16 protein-coding genes are annotated in these 15,934 nt (G+C 39.9%); 7 read left to right on the forward strand and 9 right to left on the reverse strand.

From position 1 onward, the window contains the following. Positions 1-209: 209 nt before the first annotated feature. The 3 genes from CWC11_RS18030 to CWC11_RS18040 form a co-directional block, all read right to left on the reverse strand. Positions 210-1,697, reverse strand: a complete 1,488-nt coding sequence (locus tag CWC11_RS18030; protein ID WP_138683794.1) for a tryptophan halogenase family protein — start codon at positions 1,695-1,697, stop codon at positions 210-212. Then, the gene (locus tag CWC11_RS18035) at positions 1,690-3,240 is read right to left on the reverse strand and encodes a tryptophan halogenase family protein (protein ID WP_138683795.1); all 1,551 of its coding nucleotides are present in this window, start codon (positions 3,238-3,240) and stop codon (positions 1,690-1,692) included. Before CWC11_RS18035 ends, CWC11_RS18030 begins: the two co-directional genes overlap by 8 nt. Positions 3,241-3,335: 95 nt before the next feature. Then, complete coding sequence (locus CWC11_RS18040) at positions 3,336-6,305, reverse strand: TonB-dependent receptor (RefSeq protein ID WP_138683796.1); 2,970 nt, start codon at positions 6,303-6,305, stop codon at positions 3,336-3,338. Between the two features lie 735 nt (positions 6,306-7,040). Between CWC11_RS18040 and CWC11_RS18045 the strand changes: the two genes are divergently transcribed. The 7 genes from CWC11_RS18045 (at position 7,041) to CWC11_RS18075 (ending at position 12,059) form a co-directional block, all read left to right on the forward strand. Next, positions 7,041-7,949 carry an MBL fold metallo-hydrolase gene (locus CWC11_RS18045; RefSeq protein WP_138683797.1) on the forward strand — a complete coding sequence of 303 codons (909 nt, stop codon included), beginning with the start codon at positions 7,041-7,043 and terminating at the stop codon, positions 7,947-7,949. A gap of 78 nt (positions 7,950-8,027) precedes the next feature. After that, positions 8,028-8,678: a hypothetical protein gene (locus tag CWC11_RS18050; protein WP_138683798.1), complete on the forward strand. Its 651-nt coding sequence runs from the start codon at positions 8,028-8,030 to the stop codon at positions 8,676-8,678. 3 nt (positions 8,679-8,681) lie between these two features. Further along, positions 8,682-9,356, forward strand: coding sequence for a Crp/Fnr family transcriptional regulator (locus CWC11_RS18055; protein WP_138683799.1), 675 nt, complete (start codon positions 8,682-8,684; stop codon positions 9,354-9,356). A gap of 152 nt (positions 9,357-9,508) precedes the next feature. Next, positions 9,509-10,012, forward strand: a complete 504-nt coding sequence (locus CWC11_RS18060) for an Mpo1 family 2-hydroxy fatty acid dioxygenase (RefSeq protein WP_138683800.1) — start codon at positions 9,509-9,511, stop codon at positions 10,010-10,012. Between the two features lie 116 nt (positions 10,013-10,128). Further along, positions 10,129-10,920, forward strand: coding sequence for an SDR family oxidoreductase (locus CWC11_RS18065; RefSeq protein WP_138683801.1), 792 nt, complete (start codon positions 10,129-10,131; stop codon positions 10,918-10,920). 61 nt (positions 10,921-10,981) lie between these two features. Next, positions 10,982-11,572 carry a DUF2238 domain-containing protein gene (locus tag CWC11_RS18070; protein WP_138683802.1) on the forward strand — a complete coding sequence of 197 codons (591 nt, stop codon included), beginning with the start codon at positions 10,982-10,984 and terminating at the stop codon, positions 11,570-11,572. Between the two features lie 31 nt (positions 11,573-11,603). Beyond that, positions 11,604-12,059, forward strand: a complete 456-nt coding sequence (locus tag CWC11_RS18075) for a GNAT family N-acetyltransferase (protein ID WP_138683803.1) — start codon at positions 11,604-11,606, stop codon at positions 12,057-12,059. A 35-nt stretch (positions 12,060-12,094) separates the two neighbouring features. Here CWC11_RS18075 and CWC11_RS18080 read toward each other — a convergent pair whose 3' ends face one another. The 6 genes from CWC11_RS18080 to CWC11_RS18105 all read right to left on the reverse strand — a co-directional run. Continuing rightward, the gene (locus tag CWC11_RS18080) at positions 12,095-12,286 is read right to left on the reverse strand and encodes a hypothetical protein (RefSeq protein WP_138683804.1); all 192 of its coding nucleotides are present in this window, start codon (positions 12,284-12,286) and stop codon (positions 12,095-12,097) included. Between the two features lie 268 nt (positions 12,287-12,554). Next, a complete protein-coding gene (locus CWC11_RS18085) occupies positions 12,555-13,529 on the reverse strand; it encodes a transposase (RefSeq protein WP_138683805.1) in 975 nt (324 codons plus the stop codon). A 126-nt stretch (positions 13,530-13,655) separates the two neighbouring features. Then, the gene (locus tag CWC11_RS18090; protein ID WP_138683806.1) at positions 13,656-14,024 is read right to left on the reverse strand and encodes a DUF3703 domain-containing protein; all 369 of its coding nucleotides are present in this window, start codon (positions 14,022-14,024) and stop codon (positions 13,656-13,658) included. Positions 14,025-14,140: 116 nt separating this feature from the next. Further along, positions 14,141-14,554, reverse strand: a complete 414-nt coding sequence (locus CWC11_RS18095) for a hypothetical protein (protein ID WP_249330766.1) — start codon at positions 14,552-14,554, stop codon at positions 14,141-14,143. Positions 14,555-14,705: 151 nt separating this feature from the next. After that, positions 14,706-15,164, reverse strand: a complete 459-nt coding sequence (locus CWC11_RS18100; protein WP_138683808.1) for a hypothetical protein — start codon at positions 15,162-15,164, stop codon at positions 14,706-14,708. A 343-nt stretch (positions 15,165-15,507) separates the two neighbouring features. Further along, positions 15,508-15,934 (reverse strand): transposase (locus tag CWC11_RS18105; protein WP_171038449.1); only part of this gene is annotated, 427 nt, incomplete at its 5' end.

Raw genomic sequence — 15,934 nt, forward strand, 5'->3', positions numbered from 1 at the left:
AAGTAAAAACCGAGCAACAAAGAGTAAATTGCCCCTAGGCAGAACCCTTCGGGCAGCGCATGTTTGGCATTTATGCTACGTTATCGCCTATTTATGGGGAATAACCACACTACATAGGCTCTGCCTTGCCTAAAAACCAAACATACTGCTGCAAATTCAACCACCAAAGAACAACGCGCCCTAATAAGGGCTTTTTTTAAAGAGGAGCTTTATGCAGGGCAATATTGTTTTAAAAATTCATGATGCGGCGGTAATTGGCTAACACGCTGTTCTATTTGCTGTTTAATACCGTGTAAAAAACGGGTGAGTTCTTCATTGTTCATCATGCTGGCTATTAAGTGGTGCTGTTCAGGCCCAATACCTTGTCCAAGCATAACTTGCACCCAAGAGTCGACTCTAAAAATATCACCATCGTCTAAAAATACACGGCCAGTTTGTTTAAACAAGTCAATTTTATGCTTAAGTGTTTTTGGCACTTCCATGGCGCTACAGTGTTGCCAAAATTCGCTGTCATCGCGATTAGTTACTTTGTAATGCAGCACAATAAAATCGCGAATATTTTCAATTTCGCTTTTAAGTTGTTTGTTGTATTCGTCAATAGCGTGATTGGTAATGCCATTAAACGGAAATAAACGCATAAAACGAATAATACCCGACATAATTAAATGAATGCTGGTGGACTCAAGTGGTTCAACAAATCCACTAGCAAGACCAAGCGCAAGGCAGTTTTTGTTCCAGCCTTTTAAGCGACGCCCAGTTTTAAATTTAATAACACGGGGTTCAGTAAGCGCTTCACCTTCAATGTTATTTAGCAATAACGCTTTAGCTTGTTCGTCATCCATATATTGACTGCAATACACTAACCCATTGCCTACACGATTTTGCAGCGGTATACGCCATTGCCAACCGCTTTTATGGGCAATAGAGCGGGTAAGTGGCAATACGGTATTACTGGTTGATTTTGTTTGTACTGCAATGGCGCTATTGCATGGTAATAAGTTCGACCAATCTTCGTAGCCCGTATGCAATGCTTGCTCTATTAATAAGCCTCTAAAGCCGGTGCAATCTATAAAAAAGTCGCCGTTTATTTGCTCGCCACTATTTAAAAGTAATGATTCTATGTGGCCTATTTTAGCGTTTTTTACTACTTTTTGTATTTTACCTTCAACACGCTTTACACCTAATGGCTCTGAAAATTCACGTAAAAACTGCGCGTAACGCGTGGCATCCATATGGTAGGCGTAGTTAATAGGGTTTTGTTGGTTAAACGCAAATTTACCGGCTTTAGCCGCCTGCAGCTCGTAACAGTAATCGCCAAAAGGGTTGTTTATTCCTAAAGTTTTGCCTTGTAGCCAAAAGTGATGAAACTCACCCGCCCAACATTCTTTGCCCGTTACGCCAAATGAGTGAATATAACGCGTGTTTTCATCGCCCCAGTTTTCAAAGCTAATACCTAATTTAAAGCTTGCTTGAGTGGCTTTCATAAAAGATTGCTCATTTATACCTAGCAATTTATGAAACGTACGAATAGGCGGAATTGTTGCCTCGCCAACGCCTACAGTGCCAATATCGTCAGATTCAACAAGGGTAACGTGTATATTTTTGCCAATTAATTTTGCAAGTGCAGCCGCAGCCATCCAGCCTGCAGTACCGCCTCCCGCTATTACTACGTTTTTAACAGCATTTGTTTTAGTCATTATGTGGCTGCCTATTATTAGATAAAAGATAATTTAAAAGCTCGCGGTTACTCGGTAAGCCTTTTAAGTATTGCGCTATTTTTTCACGGTTTTGCTGATAAAAATAATCGCCAGCTTGTACGCTGGTAAACGCATTTTGTGCTTGAGGTGTTTGTGTATTAAAGCCCATGCCGTATAAAACATACTGGTAACTACTTGATGAAAATACTTCTTCGTTTTCAATAAAGTCAAAGCGGCTAGGGGGCTGAAATTGCCACAGTTTTAGTAAGTTTTGTAGCCGCTCTGGTGCAGTTGTTAAATCGCGAATGTTTTGCCAGTAGGGGGTATCGTCGCGTTCGCTTAGCACATAATGGAGTTTTAAAAATTCGACAACACGCTGCCAACGCGTGCTAAAGCGGTCATTAAAACGTGTTTCAAGCTGGCTCATGTGGGTGCGGTTTTGTGGTAGTTGCTCGCTTATCATGCTAATTGAAAGTTCAACCATGGCAAGTGCAGAGGCTTCAAGAGGTTCTAAAAAACCAGCCGACATACCCACGGCAACACAGTTTTTGATCCAAAATTTTTGCCTGTATCCAGGGCTGAATTTTAATACACGGTAATTAAGCTGCTCAGCTTGTTGCTCGCTGGTACTTTTAGCTATGTAGCATTTTAAAGTCTCAGTTGCGCTTACATCACTTTGGTATTTACTACTAAACACATAACCTGTACCACGGCGTGTGGGCAGGGCTATATCCCAAATCCAGCCGTTACCTTGCGCAGTAGAGAGCGTTGCTGAGGCAATATTTTGAGGAGGATGAGAGTTAGGTATTTGCGCAGCAACAGCACTGTTGTTAAATAAAATATGATCTTGCGCTATAAATTCACTTTTAAAATGCTCCCCAATTAAACGCGCACGAGAGCCTGAGCAATCTAAAAATAAATCACCTGTTATATTGCCATTATTATTGGTTTTTAATGAGGCTATATAATCCTTTTCGTCATTAATAACCTCGGTTACATCGTCAGTAATATGCGCAACGTTTAAGTGTTTAATACAGTGTTTTTTTAAAAACTCGGCAAATTTACCTGCATCTAAGTGGTAGCCATAGTTAGTAACGGCTGCATATTCTGGGGTTTGTAATTGCTTTGGCGCAAGCGCTGCTTGGCATACAAAACTTTGCATATTAACTACATCAGCAAACTTTTGGGTGGGCGCTATGCGTTGCCAACTTGCGTGTAAATTAGTGTGCTCGTAGCCTAGAGGGTTCATAAAAGGGTGGTAGTAGTTTTCTCCCTCGCTGAGGTTGCGCCAATTTATAAATTTAGAACCTTGCTTAAAGGAGGCGTCGCATTGGGTTATAAAATCAGTTTCTTTAATGCCAATGCGCTGCAACGTGTTACGCATTGAAGGCCACGTGCCTTCGCCTACACCTAGTATTGGCACATTTGCTGACTCAATTAACGTGACACTTAAATGTGGATGCTCAGCAGCTAATAAACCCGCGCTTAGCCAGCCGGCTGTGCCGCCACCTAAAATGACTATTTTTTTTATTGGTTTGGTCATGAGTTAAAACCCTAAACTTGATAACACATAAACTATATCGTTTTAAATACAAAAAAGCCGCTAGTAAAAACTAACGGCTTTGCTTTGTATTACCTTTAGAAGTTGTAACGCATACCAATATTGTAGCGTGCGCCTAGTTGTTGCAGGTTCCATAATTGCACTGAAGTTCGGCCATGTTCGCGGCTGTTTTGCTCAGTAATATTTATACCTTCAACAAAAAACGAAAGCTGTTCGCTGTAGTTGTAAGCAACGTTAAAGTCGATTTGATAATACTCTTCAGTAAAACCTGGCTCGTTAACGTAACGTGCAGCGCTATTTAAAAACTTATCACGCCAGTTATAGGCAACACGGGCTTGAAAGTCATCGTTTTCGTACATAGCAATAAAGTTAGCTGTATCGCTTAAACCCACTAGTGCAAATTGCGTAGTAGTTGGGTCTGCGTTTACATCAAAGTCTATATCGCCATTAACGGTAGTGTAGTTTGCTTGAACGCCAAAGCCGCTTTCACCAAAAAAGTGTTGAAATGCAATTTCAAAACCATCAATAGTAGCGTTTTTATTGTTAGTAGGTACTTGTGCCGTAAATTCGAGTAGTGGGTCATCGCTGTTAGCAATAACATCGTACGCGGCTTCAAACTCTTCGTAGGTCATAGAGTCAAAATCTACGCCATTTTCGGTGGCGGCAACCATTTGAAATAAGTTTGAATCAGTAATAGCTAACCCGCGAGATTCCAGCTCTGCAATAGCAGCTTGTGCACGAGGGCCCGCAGTTGCATCACGTAAACCATAGTAATTTTGCGTCATGGGTGTTAAACCAATAAAGTTTTCGATATCTTTTGTGTAATAACCAACTGACACATAACTTGTTTCTGCAAAGTACCACTCAGCCGATACATCAATATTATCTGACTCAAGCGGCACTAAACCAGGGTTACCAGTTGAAGCCGTGGCGGGCGACGAACCTGCCAAAATTGTTGGACCGCCAGGTACGCCCACAGTAGCAGCAGAGCTTAAGTTATCATACGTTGGGCGGGCAATTGTTGTACTGTAAGAAAAGCGCGCTTTAACGTTTTCGATTACTTCTATGTCAAAGTCTAAGCTTGGTAAAAAGTGATCGTAGCTAGATTTAAGCGTGAAATCTTCTTTGTTTGAGCCAAAGCGTACATTGAAATCGTTATTACCTTCCCATGCTACTGCATTTGGTAAATCGATATTAGCTGTTGAAGTAATGTCGGTTGACTCTTGGCGTGCGCCAATAACTAGGTTATAGGGCATATCGCCAATGTAGCCGTTGTAAGTAAATTGCACAAACGCGGCGGTTATGTCTTCTTCAATAGAGCGGTTTGTGGCAAATGCACCATCGGCTGCAAAGTTAAAGCCGTATTGCTCGCCTGCCCAATAACCTATTTGTGAAGCGCTGCCCGTATACCCTTGATTAAATGAACCTGATGTATCGTAATCATCAAACTCAGCTAAAAAGTTGGTAGGGTTTAAGTAACCCTCTGGCAGCTCACCTGGGTTTTCAATACCCCAGTTACCCATAGTGTTACGAGTTAGTGATTGTAGTGAATGGCTTTGCATAGAGCGAGACTCTATACCAAAGTCAATTGCACCGTTTTCAAGCTCGTATTTACCATGTAGCCTAAATTCGGTTACCTCAGACTCTTGGCTTGCAAAGTTTGAGTCTAAAATAGACGTACCCACGTCTGATGGATCTAAGGTGTTATTACAATTTAAGTTATCTCTACGGCAGTCGTTGAAATCTATGCTCATAGAAGGTAGCTCACGGCTAAAGTCTACTTCTTGTGCGTTAACTACGTTTGCGCCGAGGCCTGCATTAACCCAGCTGCCGTATGGCGCATCAGGTTTACTGGTGGCTTCTGAGTTATGTGCATCAAACATAAAGCTCAACTCTGAGTTAAAGTAGTACTCTACATTTAAGCCGATTGAGTCATTTTTATTTACTTGATTAAGCTCTTGAAACGCTAAGCCTAAGTCGCGAGTTTGTTGATCGCGGCGTTCTTCTCGGTAATAAATTGGGGTTTTTACAGTGTTGTCGTCAAAGGTGAGTGCGCTTTTGTAGTTATCCATCCATATTGATTGCTCAGCACGGGCTTCAAATAAATCTTGTTTAGAGTAGGTGTAATCAAGCGTAGCTGTTAAGTCATCAATAGGGCTATATTGCAGCGTTAATTGCGCGTTTGTACGCGTGCGTTCTCTGTCAGCTATGGTATAACGCAAATCTGATGGCATTGAATAAAGCTGGCCAATCTCTGGTGCGTTAGTAAGTACAATATCGTCAGCCGCTTGAGGAATAGTGCCGTCATATGCCGATGTATTCCACTGATTTACAAATGCGCCAGTTGATGAGCTATCGCGCTGTTGCATGCTTGCCGTTAACGATGCGCCAAATTTAGCTTCGCTGTCGGTCCAGCTAATAATACCCGAAAGCTCAGGTGTAATATCATCGCCTACGCGATTAGTTGTATCGTGAAGTGCTTTAACTCCAATACTTGAAACAAATCCAGGGTTGTCGAGCGGGCGGGCAGTATTAATATTAATTGTGGCGCCAATACCACCAGATGCAATACTCGCTTTACCTGTTTTATATACTTCTACCGATTTAACGCTATCAGACGCTAAATTAGCAAAGTCAAAAGCACGAGAGCTTGGTGTACCGCCTCCCGCTGGCAAAGAAGCTGCCGGCATAGTACGACCGTTAAGGGTTACCATATTGTAATCGGGGCCAAAGCCACGAACGGTCACTTTAGATCCTTCACCGTTTGAGCGATCAATCGACACACCGGTAATACGCTGTAGCGATTCGGCTAAATTGGTATCGGGGAACTTACCAATATCCTCTGCAGAAATGGCGTCTACCACACCTGCTGCGTCGCGTTTTAAACGAGTTGATTCTTTAATACTGCTTTTAAAGCCAGTGACCTGAATTACTTCAACGTCTTGGTTTGCTTCTTCTTGTGCAAGCAACTCTAAAGATACAGATGCGCTTAAAATCAGAGATATGCTGGTCGCTATCTTTGTTTTTCTTACAATATGGTTAGCCATTCGGTTTCCCTCGTACTTTTATCATTATTATTAACAGCCAGTATGGAACTGTTTTTGTGTAATTAACAACATTGTCAAATGTGTGGAAGCGCTTCCAGAAAAGGCAATTAAAAATCGCCTGTGTGGAAGCGCTTCCAGAAATGCTAGTTTAATTTTTAAATAGGGTCAACCAAAGTTTTAACAAAATGAGAATAAATTGTTTTTAAAATGTACCCTAATTAAATTAACGTTATAATTTACAGTTGGTTATAAATATTATGCTGAAGTGGCTTTGTTATACCGACTCCATTAAGTATGTGTTCTAAATTTTACGCCGAAAAAACAATTCAGTTCTAGGCGTAAATTGATGTAAATGGTTGTTCCCTTTACGAAATTTAAAACAAAGAAATGGGTTGTTTTAGCAAGTAAAATAGATCAGCTATTTATTGGAGTTGGTATTACATCGTTTTAGTCTATAAAGCTGGATTATTAGTTGATTGAGTTATTAACTGCATTAAAAGTAAAGGGGAAGGGTGTACAGGGCTAAGTTAGTTTTATAACCATACATAGCGTAAAGGCCGTTTGTCACATACCTAACATACTGCATCGTTTACTGATTATACTTAACCTTAACATTGGATAATAAATCTATCTCGAACAGCTATTTTCAGCGCTAGTTGCGTTAAATTTACTTGCAATAGGCCAGCTATTGGCGCGCAAATTCGCCTTATTTTCATTGAAAATCTTGGAGCAGCAATGATCAAACCTTACTTATATTTAGCAGCAACTAGTTTAATGTTTACCTCGTTTAGTAGTGTAAACGCCGAGCAATGTAGTGATGTGAGTTTGCAAGTTTTAGGCTCCGGCGGGCCTGAACTTAATGATGGCCGAGCGTCTACTAGTTACCTTATTTGGCATAACCACAAAGCTAGAGTGTTAGTTGATGTTGGTTCTGGGGCAAGTGTTGGCTTTGATAAAGCAGGTGCAAAATTTAGCGATATCGATGCTATTTTATTAAGCCATTTACATAGTGACCATGCAGGTGATTTACCTAGCTTTATAAAAGGTAGTTATTTTACCCAACGCGGCAAAACCCTTGCTATATATGGCCCGAAAGGCAATCACATTATGGCATCAACGAATGAGTACACACAAAATCTACTAGGCGATAAAGGCGCATTTAGATACTTAAGTGATTACATTAATGGCAATGAAAGTTACACCCTTGATATTCGCTCTGTAAAATCCAGTAAAGAGCAGCCATTTAACCACTCCTTACAAAACGACTTAGTGGTTAAAGCATTAACAGTAAATCACGGACCAATACCGGCTTTGGCATGGCGCGTAAATATTGCGGGTTGTGAACTTGTGTTTTCTGGTGATATGACTAACAAGTTAGGCACATTTACTGAATTTGCCAAAAATGCTGATGTGGTAGTGATGCACAATGCCATTGATGAAAACTCATCAAGTGGGGCTAAAAATTTACACATTACACCAAGCGCAATTACAGCCGTTTTAAAAGTAGTTGAACCCCGTATTACTGTCATTTCGCATTTTATGAATCGATCATTAAAAAATCAGCAACGTTTTAATAAATCGTTAAATAAAGCATTAAAAAGTAAAGTAATTTTTGCAGAAGATGGTCTACTTATAGATTTATAGCGGTTATATGAATTAGGGTATTGCGAGCACTTTAGTTTATCGCTATGTTAAAGACTGATTTTTTACATGGACTTTCTTATGCGCATATCTTTTTTAGCGAGTTTTTACTCTTTTGTGCTTATATCTTTGTTTGGTTGCGATAACCAAACCTCTTCGCATAACAAAGCACAACTTGATCATATAATAAAACCTTCTTCAAACTCACAATCAAAAAGCCCAGCTGCAAAAGTTAACGAACCAGCAATTGTTTTAGGCTTACTTGCTACTCATTGCAAAAGCAACGAAACGGCTTACATAAACGCTAAAATGCAAAAAGTATTGCGAAGTCCAAGCAAAGATAAAGCGTACGCCTTAGAGCCAACCGAAAATGTACTTTCTGTTTGTCTTGCTAAAGATGGCTCTTCACTGAGCTATCGTTTTGGGCGAATTGACGACATAGGACTTGAAAAACAAGCGAGTACAGATGCTCCTTTTGGCAGCTATTATCGTCAAGTTGGTCGAATTGGAGAAAGTATTTTGTTTTTTAATAATGGGCCGTACCATTATTACATTATAAACTCTGGCGGCATGGGTAGTGGTGTATCGGTTAATGTATTTAAAGACGAGGCACTAATAGCGGAGCTATTTTCAGGAAACGAACCCTATAACGATTTTATAGTGGCCACAGATTTATCATTACCAAAAAACCTAGTTAAAGAACTACAGCCTTTTAATCAGCAAATGCAATAAATTATGAGCCCCGAGCAACAACGTATTATTGAACAAGGCGAATGGTTTAAAAACCGCAGCCCTTATTTAAAAAGTTTTTTACTTACGCAAGGTAAAACACTGTCGCTTAATGCTCAGCAGTCTTTGTTTTTACGCGGCGATCAACACGATGGGCTGTATGCCGTTCTCTCTGGAGTAGTTAGAGTGAGTGGCGTAAGTAGTGAGGGTAAAGAAGCTGTGCTTAGCTTTATCGATTCGTCACTTTGGTTTGGTGAATTAACATTATTTGATGGCGGCTTACGTACTCACGACGTACACGCACAAACAAATGTAACGTTATTTTTTGTACCACAGCGCTGCCTTGGGCAACTTTTAAATGAGCAACCCAAATATTGGCAAGATTTTGGGCTATTACTAGCGCAAAAGCTGCGAGTAATGTTTAGCTCTATGGAAGATCATGCCTTGTTAACTGCCGAGCAAAAAGTGTGTAAACGGCTTTTAATGCTAAGTGAGCATAGCGACGTTAACAAAGCACTCGTTTTGTCTCAGCAACAACTTGCCGACATGAGCTACCTAACACGTCAAACTATTAATCAAATTTTGCAGCACTTAGTAAGCCTTAAAGCGATAAGTTTAGGCTATCAGCGCATTACTATTTTAGATAAGCAAAAGCTGAAAGTGCTCGCTACACAAACGTAGCTATTAGCTATTTTTTAAAAGGTTTTTACAAAGCTCCCTAGAAGCATGTGTTTATTAGAGTTTGTTTAATTTTATAAATGTCGGGTATATGACATTGTTGCCAAGTTAACTTTTGCTAAAATTAGCTTTGCAAATAAAAAAAGGACAACATAATGAAAACCCTTCAACAACAACTAGGTACCTATGGTTTGTACCACCGCTCTAAACGTAATGTGCTCACTCACTTTTTTGGTATACCGCTTATTGTATTTGCAGCGCTGTGTTTACTGGCACGTATTCAAATTCCACTCGGTAGTGTAGTTATAGATGGCGCACAGCTGTTTGTACTTGCCTCTGTTGTTTACTATTTTATGCTGAGCTTTTCGCTTGGGTTTATTATGGGCGTGTTATTTACACTATTACTGGTTGCCGCGCAGCCTATAGCAGCTATGGCTTTTTGGCCTTGGTTAAGTATTGGTGTGGGCGTGTTTGTATTTGGTTGGGTGCTGCAGTTTATTGGCCATTACTATGAAGGGAAAAAACCGGCCTTTGTAGATGATTTAATCGGTTTAATTATTGGCCCGTTGTATGTAACTGTTGAGCTGCTATTTTTAATGGGTTTTTATAAAACCTTAGAAGGCGAAGTGAACGCAATAGCAGGTCCAACAAAAGCGTAATATCAAGCGACTTAAATATTTAGTCGTTCTAGCGTGCTAAATAAAGCGTTAACCTCTTTATAAATAAGTAATAACTTAACACGCCCTCGCACCTGACAATATAAAAGGCTGAACACATGGACTATAAAAATAAAACAGTGTGGATCACAGGCGCATCATCAGGTATTGGCAAGGAGCTCGCAATACAGTTTGCAGCACTGGGTGCCAACGTTATTTTATCAGCTAGAAGCGTTGATAAACTTAACGAACTAAAGCAAAGTTTACACGGCGATGGGCACATTATTGTGCCTCTTGATTTGTCAGCACCTGAGGCTGTTTTGGCTCAGGTTACTGATTTACTCGATACATTACCTGCTATCGATATTTTAATTAATAACGGTGGGGTATCGCAGCGCAGCTTATTTTTAGAAAACGAATTTAATGTTTACCGCCAGTTGATGGAAGTTAACTATTTTGGCCTCATTGCACTCACTAAAGCGGTAGCGCCCACTATGGTTGCAAGGCGCAGCGGCTCGATAGTTTCAATTAGTAGCGTTGCGGGTAAAGTAGGCTCTAAATTTAGAAGTGGCTATTCAGGCTCAAAATATGCGGTAGTGGGTTTTATGGATTGCCTGCGTGCAGAGCTTGCGGAGCATAATATTCATTGCTTAACTATTTGCCCAGGCTCTATTAAAACAGCCATTGCACATAATTCGTTAAACGAGCAAGGAATAGCGCAAAACAAGCCCGAGCACTCAATAGAAAATGGTATGGATGTAAGCGTGGCCGCTAAAAAAATGATCCACGCAATTGATAATAAAAAAGACGAAGTTATTGTTGGCAAAGGCTTAAGTGGCTTAGCGCCTACAATTAAACGTTTTTTTCCTCGTTTGTTTAATCGATTAACCGCTAAAACAAACTATAGGTAGCATCGGACGATTTAGAGATATAAAATGCTGTAAATTTGTTCAGTTTAGACAAGGATTCTAAATGAAGTATTTATGGCTTAGCCTGTTTTTTATTGTATTAATTTGGTCTGGTATTAACCCGAAAGATCAGTTTACTTGGCTGCTAGAAGTTATCCCCGCAATCATAGGTTTAGTGCTTATGGCAAGCAGCTATAAGCATTTTAAACTCACCCCCATTTTATACACCTTTATTTTAGCGCATTGCATTGTGCTAATGGTTGGCGGCCATTATACCTACGCCGAAGTCCCTTGGTTTGATAACTTATTTGGCAGTGAGCGCAACAACTACGACAAAGTAGGGCATTTTTTTCAAGGGTTTGTACCTGCATTATTAGCGCGTGAAATATTACTACGTAAAAACGTAGTAAATGGTAAAGGCTGGCTAAATGTGTTTGTTGTATCAATATGTTTAGCGTTTAGTGCTTTTTACGAACTAATAGAGTGGTGGGTTGCAGTATTAAGCGATGAAAACGCAGAAGCATTTTTAGGTACACAAGGGTACGTATGGGATACTCAATCTGATATGGGAATTGCGTTACTTGGCGCTATTTGCTCGCTGGTAGTGCTTTCAAAAGTACACGATAAACAGCTAAAAAATGTTAAAGATTACTGATTCAAATTTTATTACTAAAAGGCTATAGATTATGGCTGTAAATACCCGAAATTTCACGATAAGCACAGATAAAAGCAAGCTTAACTTTAACGTTATTTATAACTTTATTGCTAATAGCTATTGGGCTAAAGGAATACCTAAAAGCGTGATGCAAAAAGCGATTGATAACTCAATGTGCTTTGGTGTTTACAGCGCACATAACGAGCAAGTTGGTTTTGCCCGCGTAGTGACCGATAACGCCACCTTTGCCTATTTAGCTGATGTATTTATTACCCCAGATTTGCAAGGTAATGGTTTGAGTAAGTTACTTGTTAAAACGATAGTAGAACATCCTGAGCTGCAAGGGCTCAGGCGCTTTTTATTAGCCACTTCTGATGCGCATGGCCTTTATGCACAATACGGGTTTAAACCGATAGATAACCCAGGGCTACTAATGCAAATAAACCCTGAGAATGTGTATGAGGGAAATACTCTAGAGGACTATTAAGCGGGGGGAATAGCACGTTCCCTTTTTATATATTGTTATAGAGAATCATCAGCTGACTTTTTATCTTTTTTAAAGCTATTGGGTGAAAGGCCTTCTTTAATTATTTTATCTAATTCAGCTCTTTTCTTTGAATCGTCGCCGTTCTCATTTTGATCCAGTTTTCTTTCTTCAGCTTTCGCTAGGTTTTTTAATGAAGGTTGAAACATTGACATTATTTCTATACTCACAATATATCTCCATGAATTAATAGCTGTTGTAATAATGACTATAGATATAAGGGAAATAATATAAATTACTCGACAAATTAAACAGCCACTCCAAATAAATAAAGCCAATCTAGGCTAGATTTACTTTTTAGATTAAGAATTTATCTTTTACTACTCGGTTACTTACTTTTCATCCATAAAATAATTCATTATCAGGCTTAAACCTAAATTACACTCATCGTAATAACTGCATGATGCAGTTGTGATTTATTACTGAGTAGTTTAAATTTTATGCCAATAGTTTTTCGCAGTTACTGATATTCGCTCGCCGCTTTCGCTTTAAGTTTTCACAATAACCTTCTTGTGAGGCTGGCCTGCCCACTGCGCCATGAAATACACGCGTAAATTGGGTTGTAAGCTTTAACCAGTTTTCGGGGGAAATATGAACTCTTTCGAGTAAGGGTAAGTGTGTACTTTCAATATAACCGCGTTTATCCTCTCGTATACAGCGCCCTGTTAATTCAACAAGTTCAAGGTACGATTTAAGCTCAAACGGGAGTCCTTTTGGCATTCTCTGACGTGGCATGCCTGCAAAGCGCAGTAGTTGTTTTGGTTGTTTGCCTTCTTTTGCGCATATTAAGCGTACTTGAGCGCTGGTATGGTCTGACTCTTCTGGCGTTTTAGCCATCTTGGCTCTAATGGGGTTTAAATCGACATACGCCATACAGGCGGCAAGTGCGGCTTCATCAAGTAAAGCTTGCGATTTGAATCTACCCTCCCAGAACCTCCCTGTGCAGTTATCTTCTTTATTTGCTCTGCGCGCAATGTCTTCATTTAACAACCGCATAAACCAGCTGAGACTTGATAGGCGCTCTCGGTATTTCTTTACTGTTTGATTAAAAAGGATAAGTTCAACTTTACTTAGCTTTTCACCTTGCACATACTTTTGCGTTAGCAATGTGCCTTTACAGAGTTTATGCCAGCGAATAATAATCGCTTTATCATTTAATCGATTCACTTTTTTATCATCAACATACAGCACTAAATGAGTGTGGTTACTCATAACGGCATAAGCACATACATCAATACAAAATACCTTAGCTAACTCAAGCAGTTTATCTTCAACCCAGCCTCTGCGGTGCTCGTAAGATTGACCTGTAAAGTGGTCTTCACCACATAAAAATGCACGGCGCACGCAACGAGAAATGCAGTGATAATATTTTGTATCAACCAAACTTACTTGACGCTTTCTTGCAATTGCCATGTGACACTCTGCTTGTTTTTTGCACTAAGCAAAGGCTAGCCTCTAACTTAGAAAAGTGCAAAATTTAAGATGGGTGTCTTGTTAATTTATGTGCCAGCCCGCGCAGCGGGCGACTTGATTTGTTTGTTATACGTTACCTTTGGCCTTAATAATAGCTGCCTGATGTAGTGGATTGATTGGAAGCTTTTTAAAAGGACTAATGTTAGAGCCACCCGTATTGCCAGCTGGAACTAAGCCAATAGCGGTTTTTGTTGCGGCACCCAATATACGTATAATTTGGCCGGTTCCTTCCTTAATGTCTCTCTGACGAATAGCCCAGAGAAACATAAGGAAGTGTACCTTTACATGCCACCAAGTAGACTCCTGCCCTAAGACATGCGCATTTTCTAAGTGATGGAAAGATTCTGACGGGTTATCGGCTACTTTCAGTTTTTTAGCTAATGCTAATTCCGCTTCAACATCTGCGGCGATATTTTTAGAGAACTTGCTATTCATATTACCATCCTATCCTTGACGTATAACGCCCCACTAAGGGGCTTTTTATTAGTTTGCCAAAATGTGGAGCGAAGCGAAACCAGGCAAACTGTAAAAAGTCCCGCTTGAGTGGTTTGTTAGTTGCCGACTACACCAAACTTGTTTAGATAGTCATCTAAATTAGGTGATAAATCTATACGTTCAACGATGTTGTTACGTAAGAAGAACACAAGTTCTTGAGATGAATCTACATACTCTTTAAACACACCGTCATTTACTTCTAAAGCTAAACTTGGAAAGTTATTTAGCAACTCAGCCTCATTAAGCCCAATTAGTGTAATATTATTGAGTTGAACAGTGTTAGAGGTAAGAGAGATCTCCCATAACCTAAACTCTAAATCAGGATCGAAATATAACTTCAGTCCTTTTGATTTGAACTCCCAAGTTTCAGAACTAACACCGTCTTGTCCTAACTCATTTTCAACAGAATCAGGCGCACCAAATAGCATGTTCGCTTTTTCTTTGGAGTCACAAAATTCAATACTCTTCAATCCGATTAATGGCACAATATTCATAAGGCAACTAACTTCCCGCATAACGGGCAAATATATGTAGGCTAAAATACCAAGCGAAGCGCAGGGGGCCTACATATATTTGTCCCACGCGAGCGAAGCGAGTGTTTATGCGCTTGTTATGCGTACTTTAACCGTTGTTACGAACTACAGTTTGGTTGGTGATTCTTCGATTTATTTTTTGCTTCCAAGATAACTGCTTATCTGAAAGTTTACGCTTATTTTTAGTTTGCATTAGGAAGTTATACTCTTTTTCAAAGATATAACCTAGCTTATAAGCATGAATAATTAAGTCTTCGTTTGCGTTAGCTGAGTCGTTTTTGGCAATGCGTTTTAAGCCAGCAAATAAATTACCCGTATCAATTCCAATAAAGCGATTAACGCAAACATTACCAACGTAAGTTTTATTGCCATTTAATTGGTTTTCAATATAACAAAGCTCTTTAATATCTTGACCGCATGGGCAATTATCCCAATCGTCATTGATCTCAACACCAACTAGTTTCCATTCGTTTTTAGCAATATGAAAATCGGTAGCATTGGATTGTGGCAGGATATGCTCTTTTAATCTTTCGAAATTATGCTCCATGCTGTGATTCTCCTTTTGTACGCATAACACTTTAGTATTTATGCGACACGCAGTTTGTGTTGCATAATCGCTTGTTGGACTGAGACGCTACCTGCTCGGTGTGTTAGAGTTGGTGTTGTTTATGCTATGGGAATTTGCTTTTTAGAGGCTTTAGCTAAATCAGCTAATTTAATACGCTTACCTATTATAATTTAAGCTTTCCCTGCATTGCTCAGCGTTTATTATCTATTCATTAAACCGAATGTTTAACCGTTAAGCAAGGATATTTTTCGCTCGCACAGTCGCTATTAGCCTGAGCAATTAAGCAGGTTAACTTATTGATTTGATGCAGCAAGCAAGGCTGCTAACTCGTTCGCGCTACTTTATTTGTCGCCTCATCTAAATTCATCACACCAATAAACCGTAAAGTACCCGTCTTGCATGACTGGCAAGGCCAACGGGGTATTAATCGTTCTTGCTCTACCTTCGGCTTCACCGCTTTGCATGGGGTTGCTGATACTTGAGCCTTTATTAACCCTAACTTTCGCTTGCGACACGCATTAGCTAAAAAGCCATAGTGGCGAATGCGCATAAACCCTTTGGGCAATACATGTTGTAAGTAGCGCCGTAAAAATTCATCACAACTTAGCGTCATGACTTTATCGCGGTTGTTATCTGCATAATCGCGATATTTAAAGCTCACTGACTGCTCATTCGCTGACACTAAGCGCGATTCTGACATCACGCCTTTTCGTGTATAACGAGCAAGGTAACTAACTAGCTTTTCACTG

This window comes from Pseudoalteromonas sp. S3178 (assembly GCF_005886985.1).
Lineage (GTDB): Bacteria > Pseudomonadota > Gammaproteobacteria > Enterobacterales > Alteromonadaceae > Pseudoalteromonas > Pseudoalteromonas carrageenovora.

Bases quoted from the DNA above. Each gene is read 5' to 3' on its own strand.
- CWC11_RS18030 (WP_138683794.1), bottom strand. From the start codon at position 1,697: ATGACTAAAACAAATGCTGTTAAAAACGTAGTAATAGCGGGAGGCGGT.
- CWC11_RS18035 (WP_138683795.1), bottom strand. From the start codon at position 3,240: ATGACCAAACCAATAAAAAAAATAGTCATTTTAGGTGGCGGCACAGCC.
- CWC11_RS18040 (WP_138683796.1), bottom strand. From the start codon at position 6,305: ATGGCTAACCATATTGTAAGAAAAACAAAGATAGCGACCAGCATATCT.
- CWC11_RS18045 (WP_138683797.1), top strand. From the start codon at position 7,041: ATGATCAAACCTTACTTATATTTAGCAGCAACTAGTTTAATGTTTACC.
- CWC11_RS18050 (WP_138683798.1), top strand. From the start codon at position 8,028: ATGCGCATATCTTTTTTAGCGAGTTTTTACTCTTTTGTGCTTATATCT.
- CWC11_RS18055 (WP_138683799.1), top strand. From the start codon at position 8,682: ATGAGCCCCGAGCAACAACGTATTATTGAACAAGGCGAATGGTTTAAA.
- CWC11_RS18060 (WP_138683800.1), top strand. From the start codon at position 9,509: ATGAAAACCCTTCAACAACAACTAGGTACCTATGGTTTGTACCACCGC.
- CWC11_RS18065 (WP_138683801.1), top strand. From the start codon at position 10,129: ATGGACTATAAAAATAAAACAGTGTGGATCACAGGCGCATCATCAGGT.
- CWC11_RS18070 (WP_138683802.1), top strand. From the start codon at position 10,982: ATGAAGTATTTATGGCTTAGCCTGTTTTTTATTGTATTAATTTGGTCT.
- CWC11_RS18075 (WP_138683803.1), top strand. From the start codon at position 11,604: ATGGCTGTAAATACCCGAAATTTCACGATAAGCACAGATAAAAGCAAG.
- CWC11_RS18085 (WP_138683805.1), bottom strand. From the start codon at position 13,529: ATGGCAATTGCAAGAAAGCGTCAAGTAAGTTTGGTTGATACAAAATAT.
- CWC11_RS18090 (WP_138683806.1), bottom strand. From the start codon at position 14,024: ATGAATAGCAAGTTCTCTAAAAATATCGCCGCAGATGTTGAAGCGGAA.
- CWC11_RS18100 (WP_138683808.1), bottom strand. From the start codon at position 15,164: ATGGAGCATAATTTCGAAAGATTAAAAGAGCATATCCTGCCACAATCC.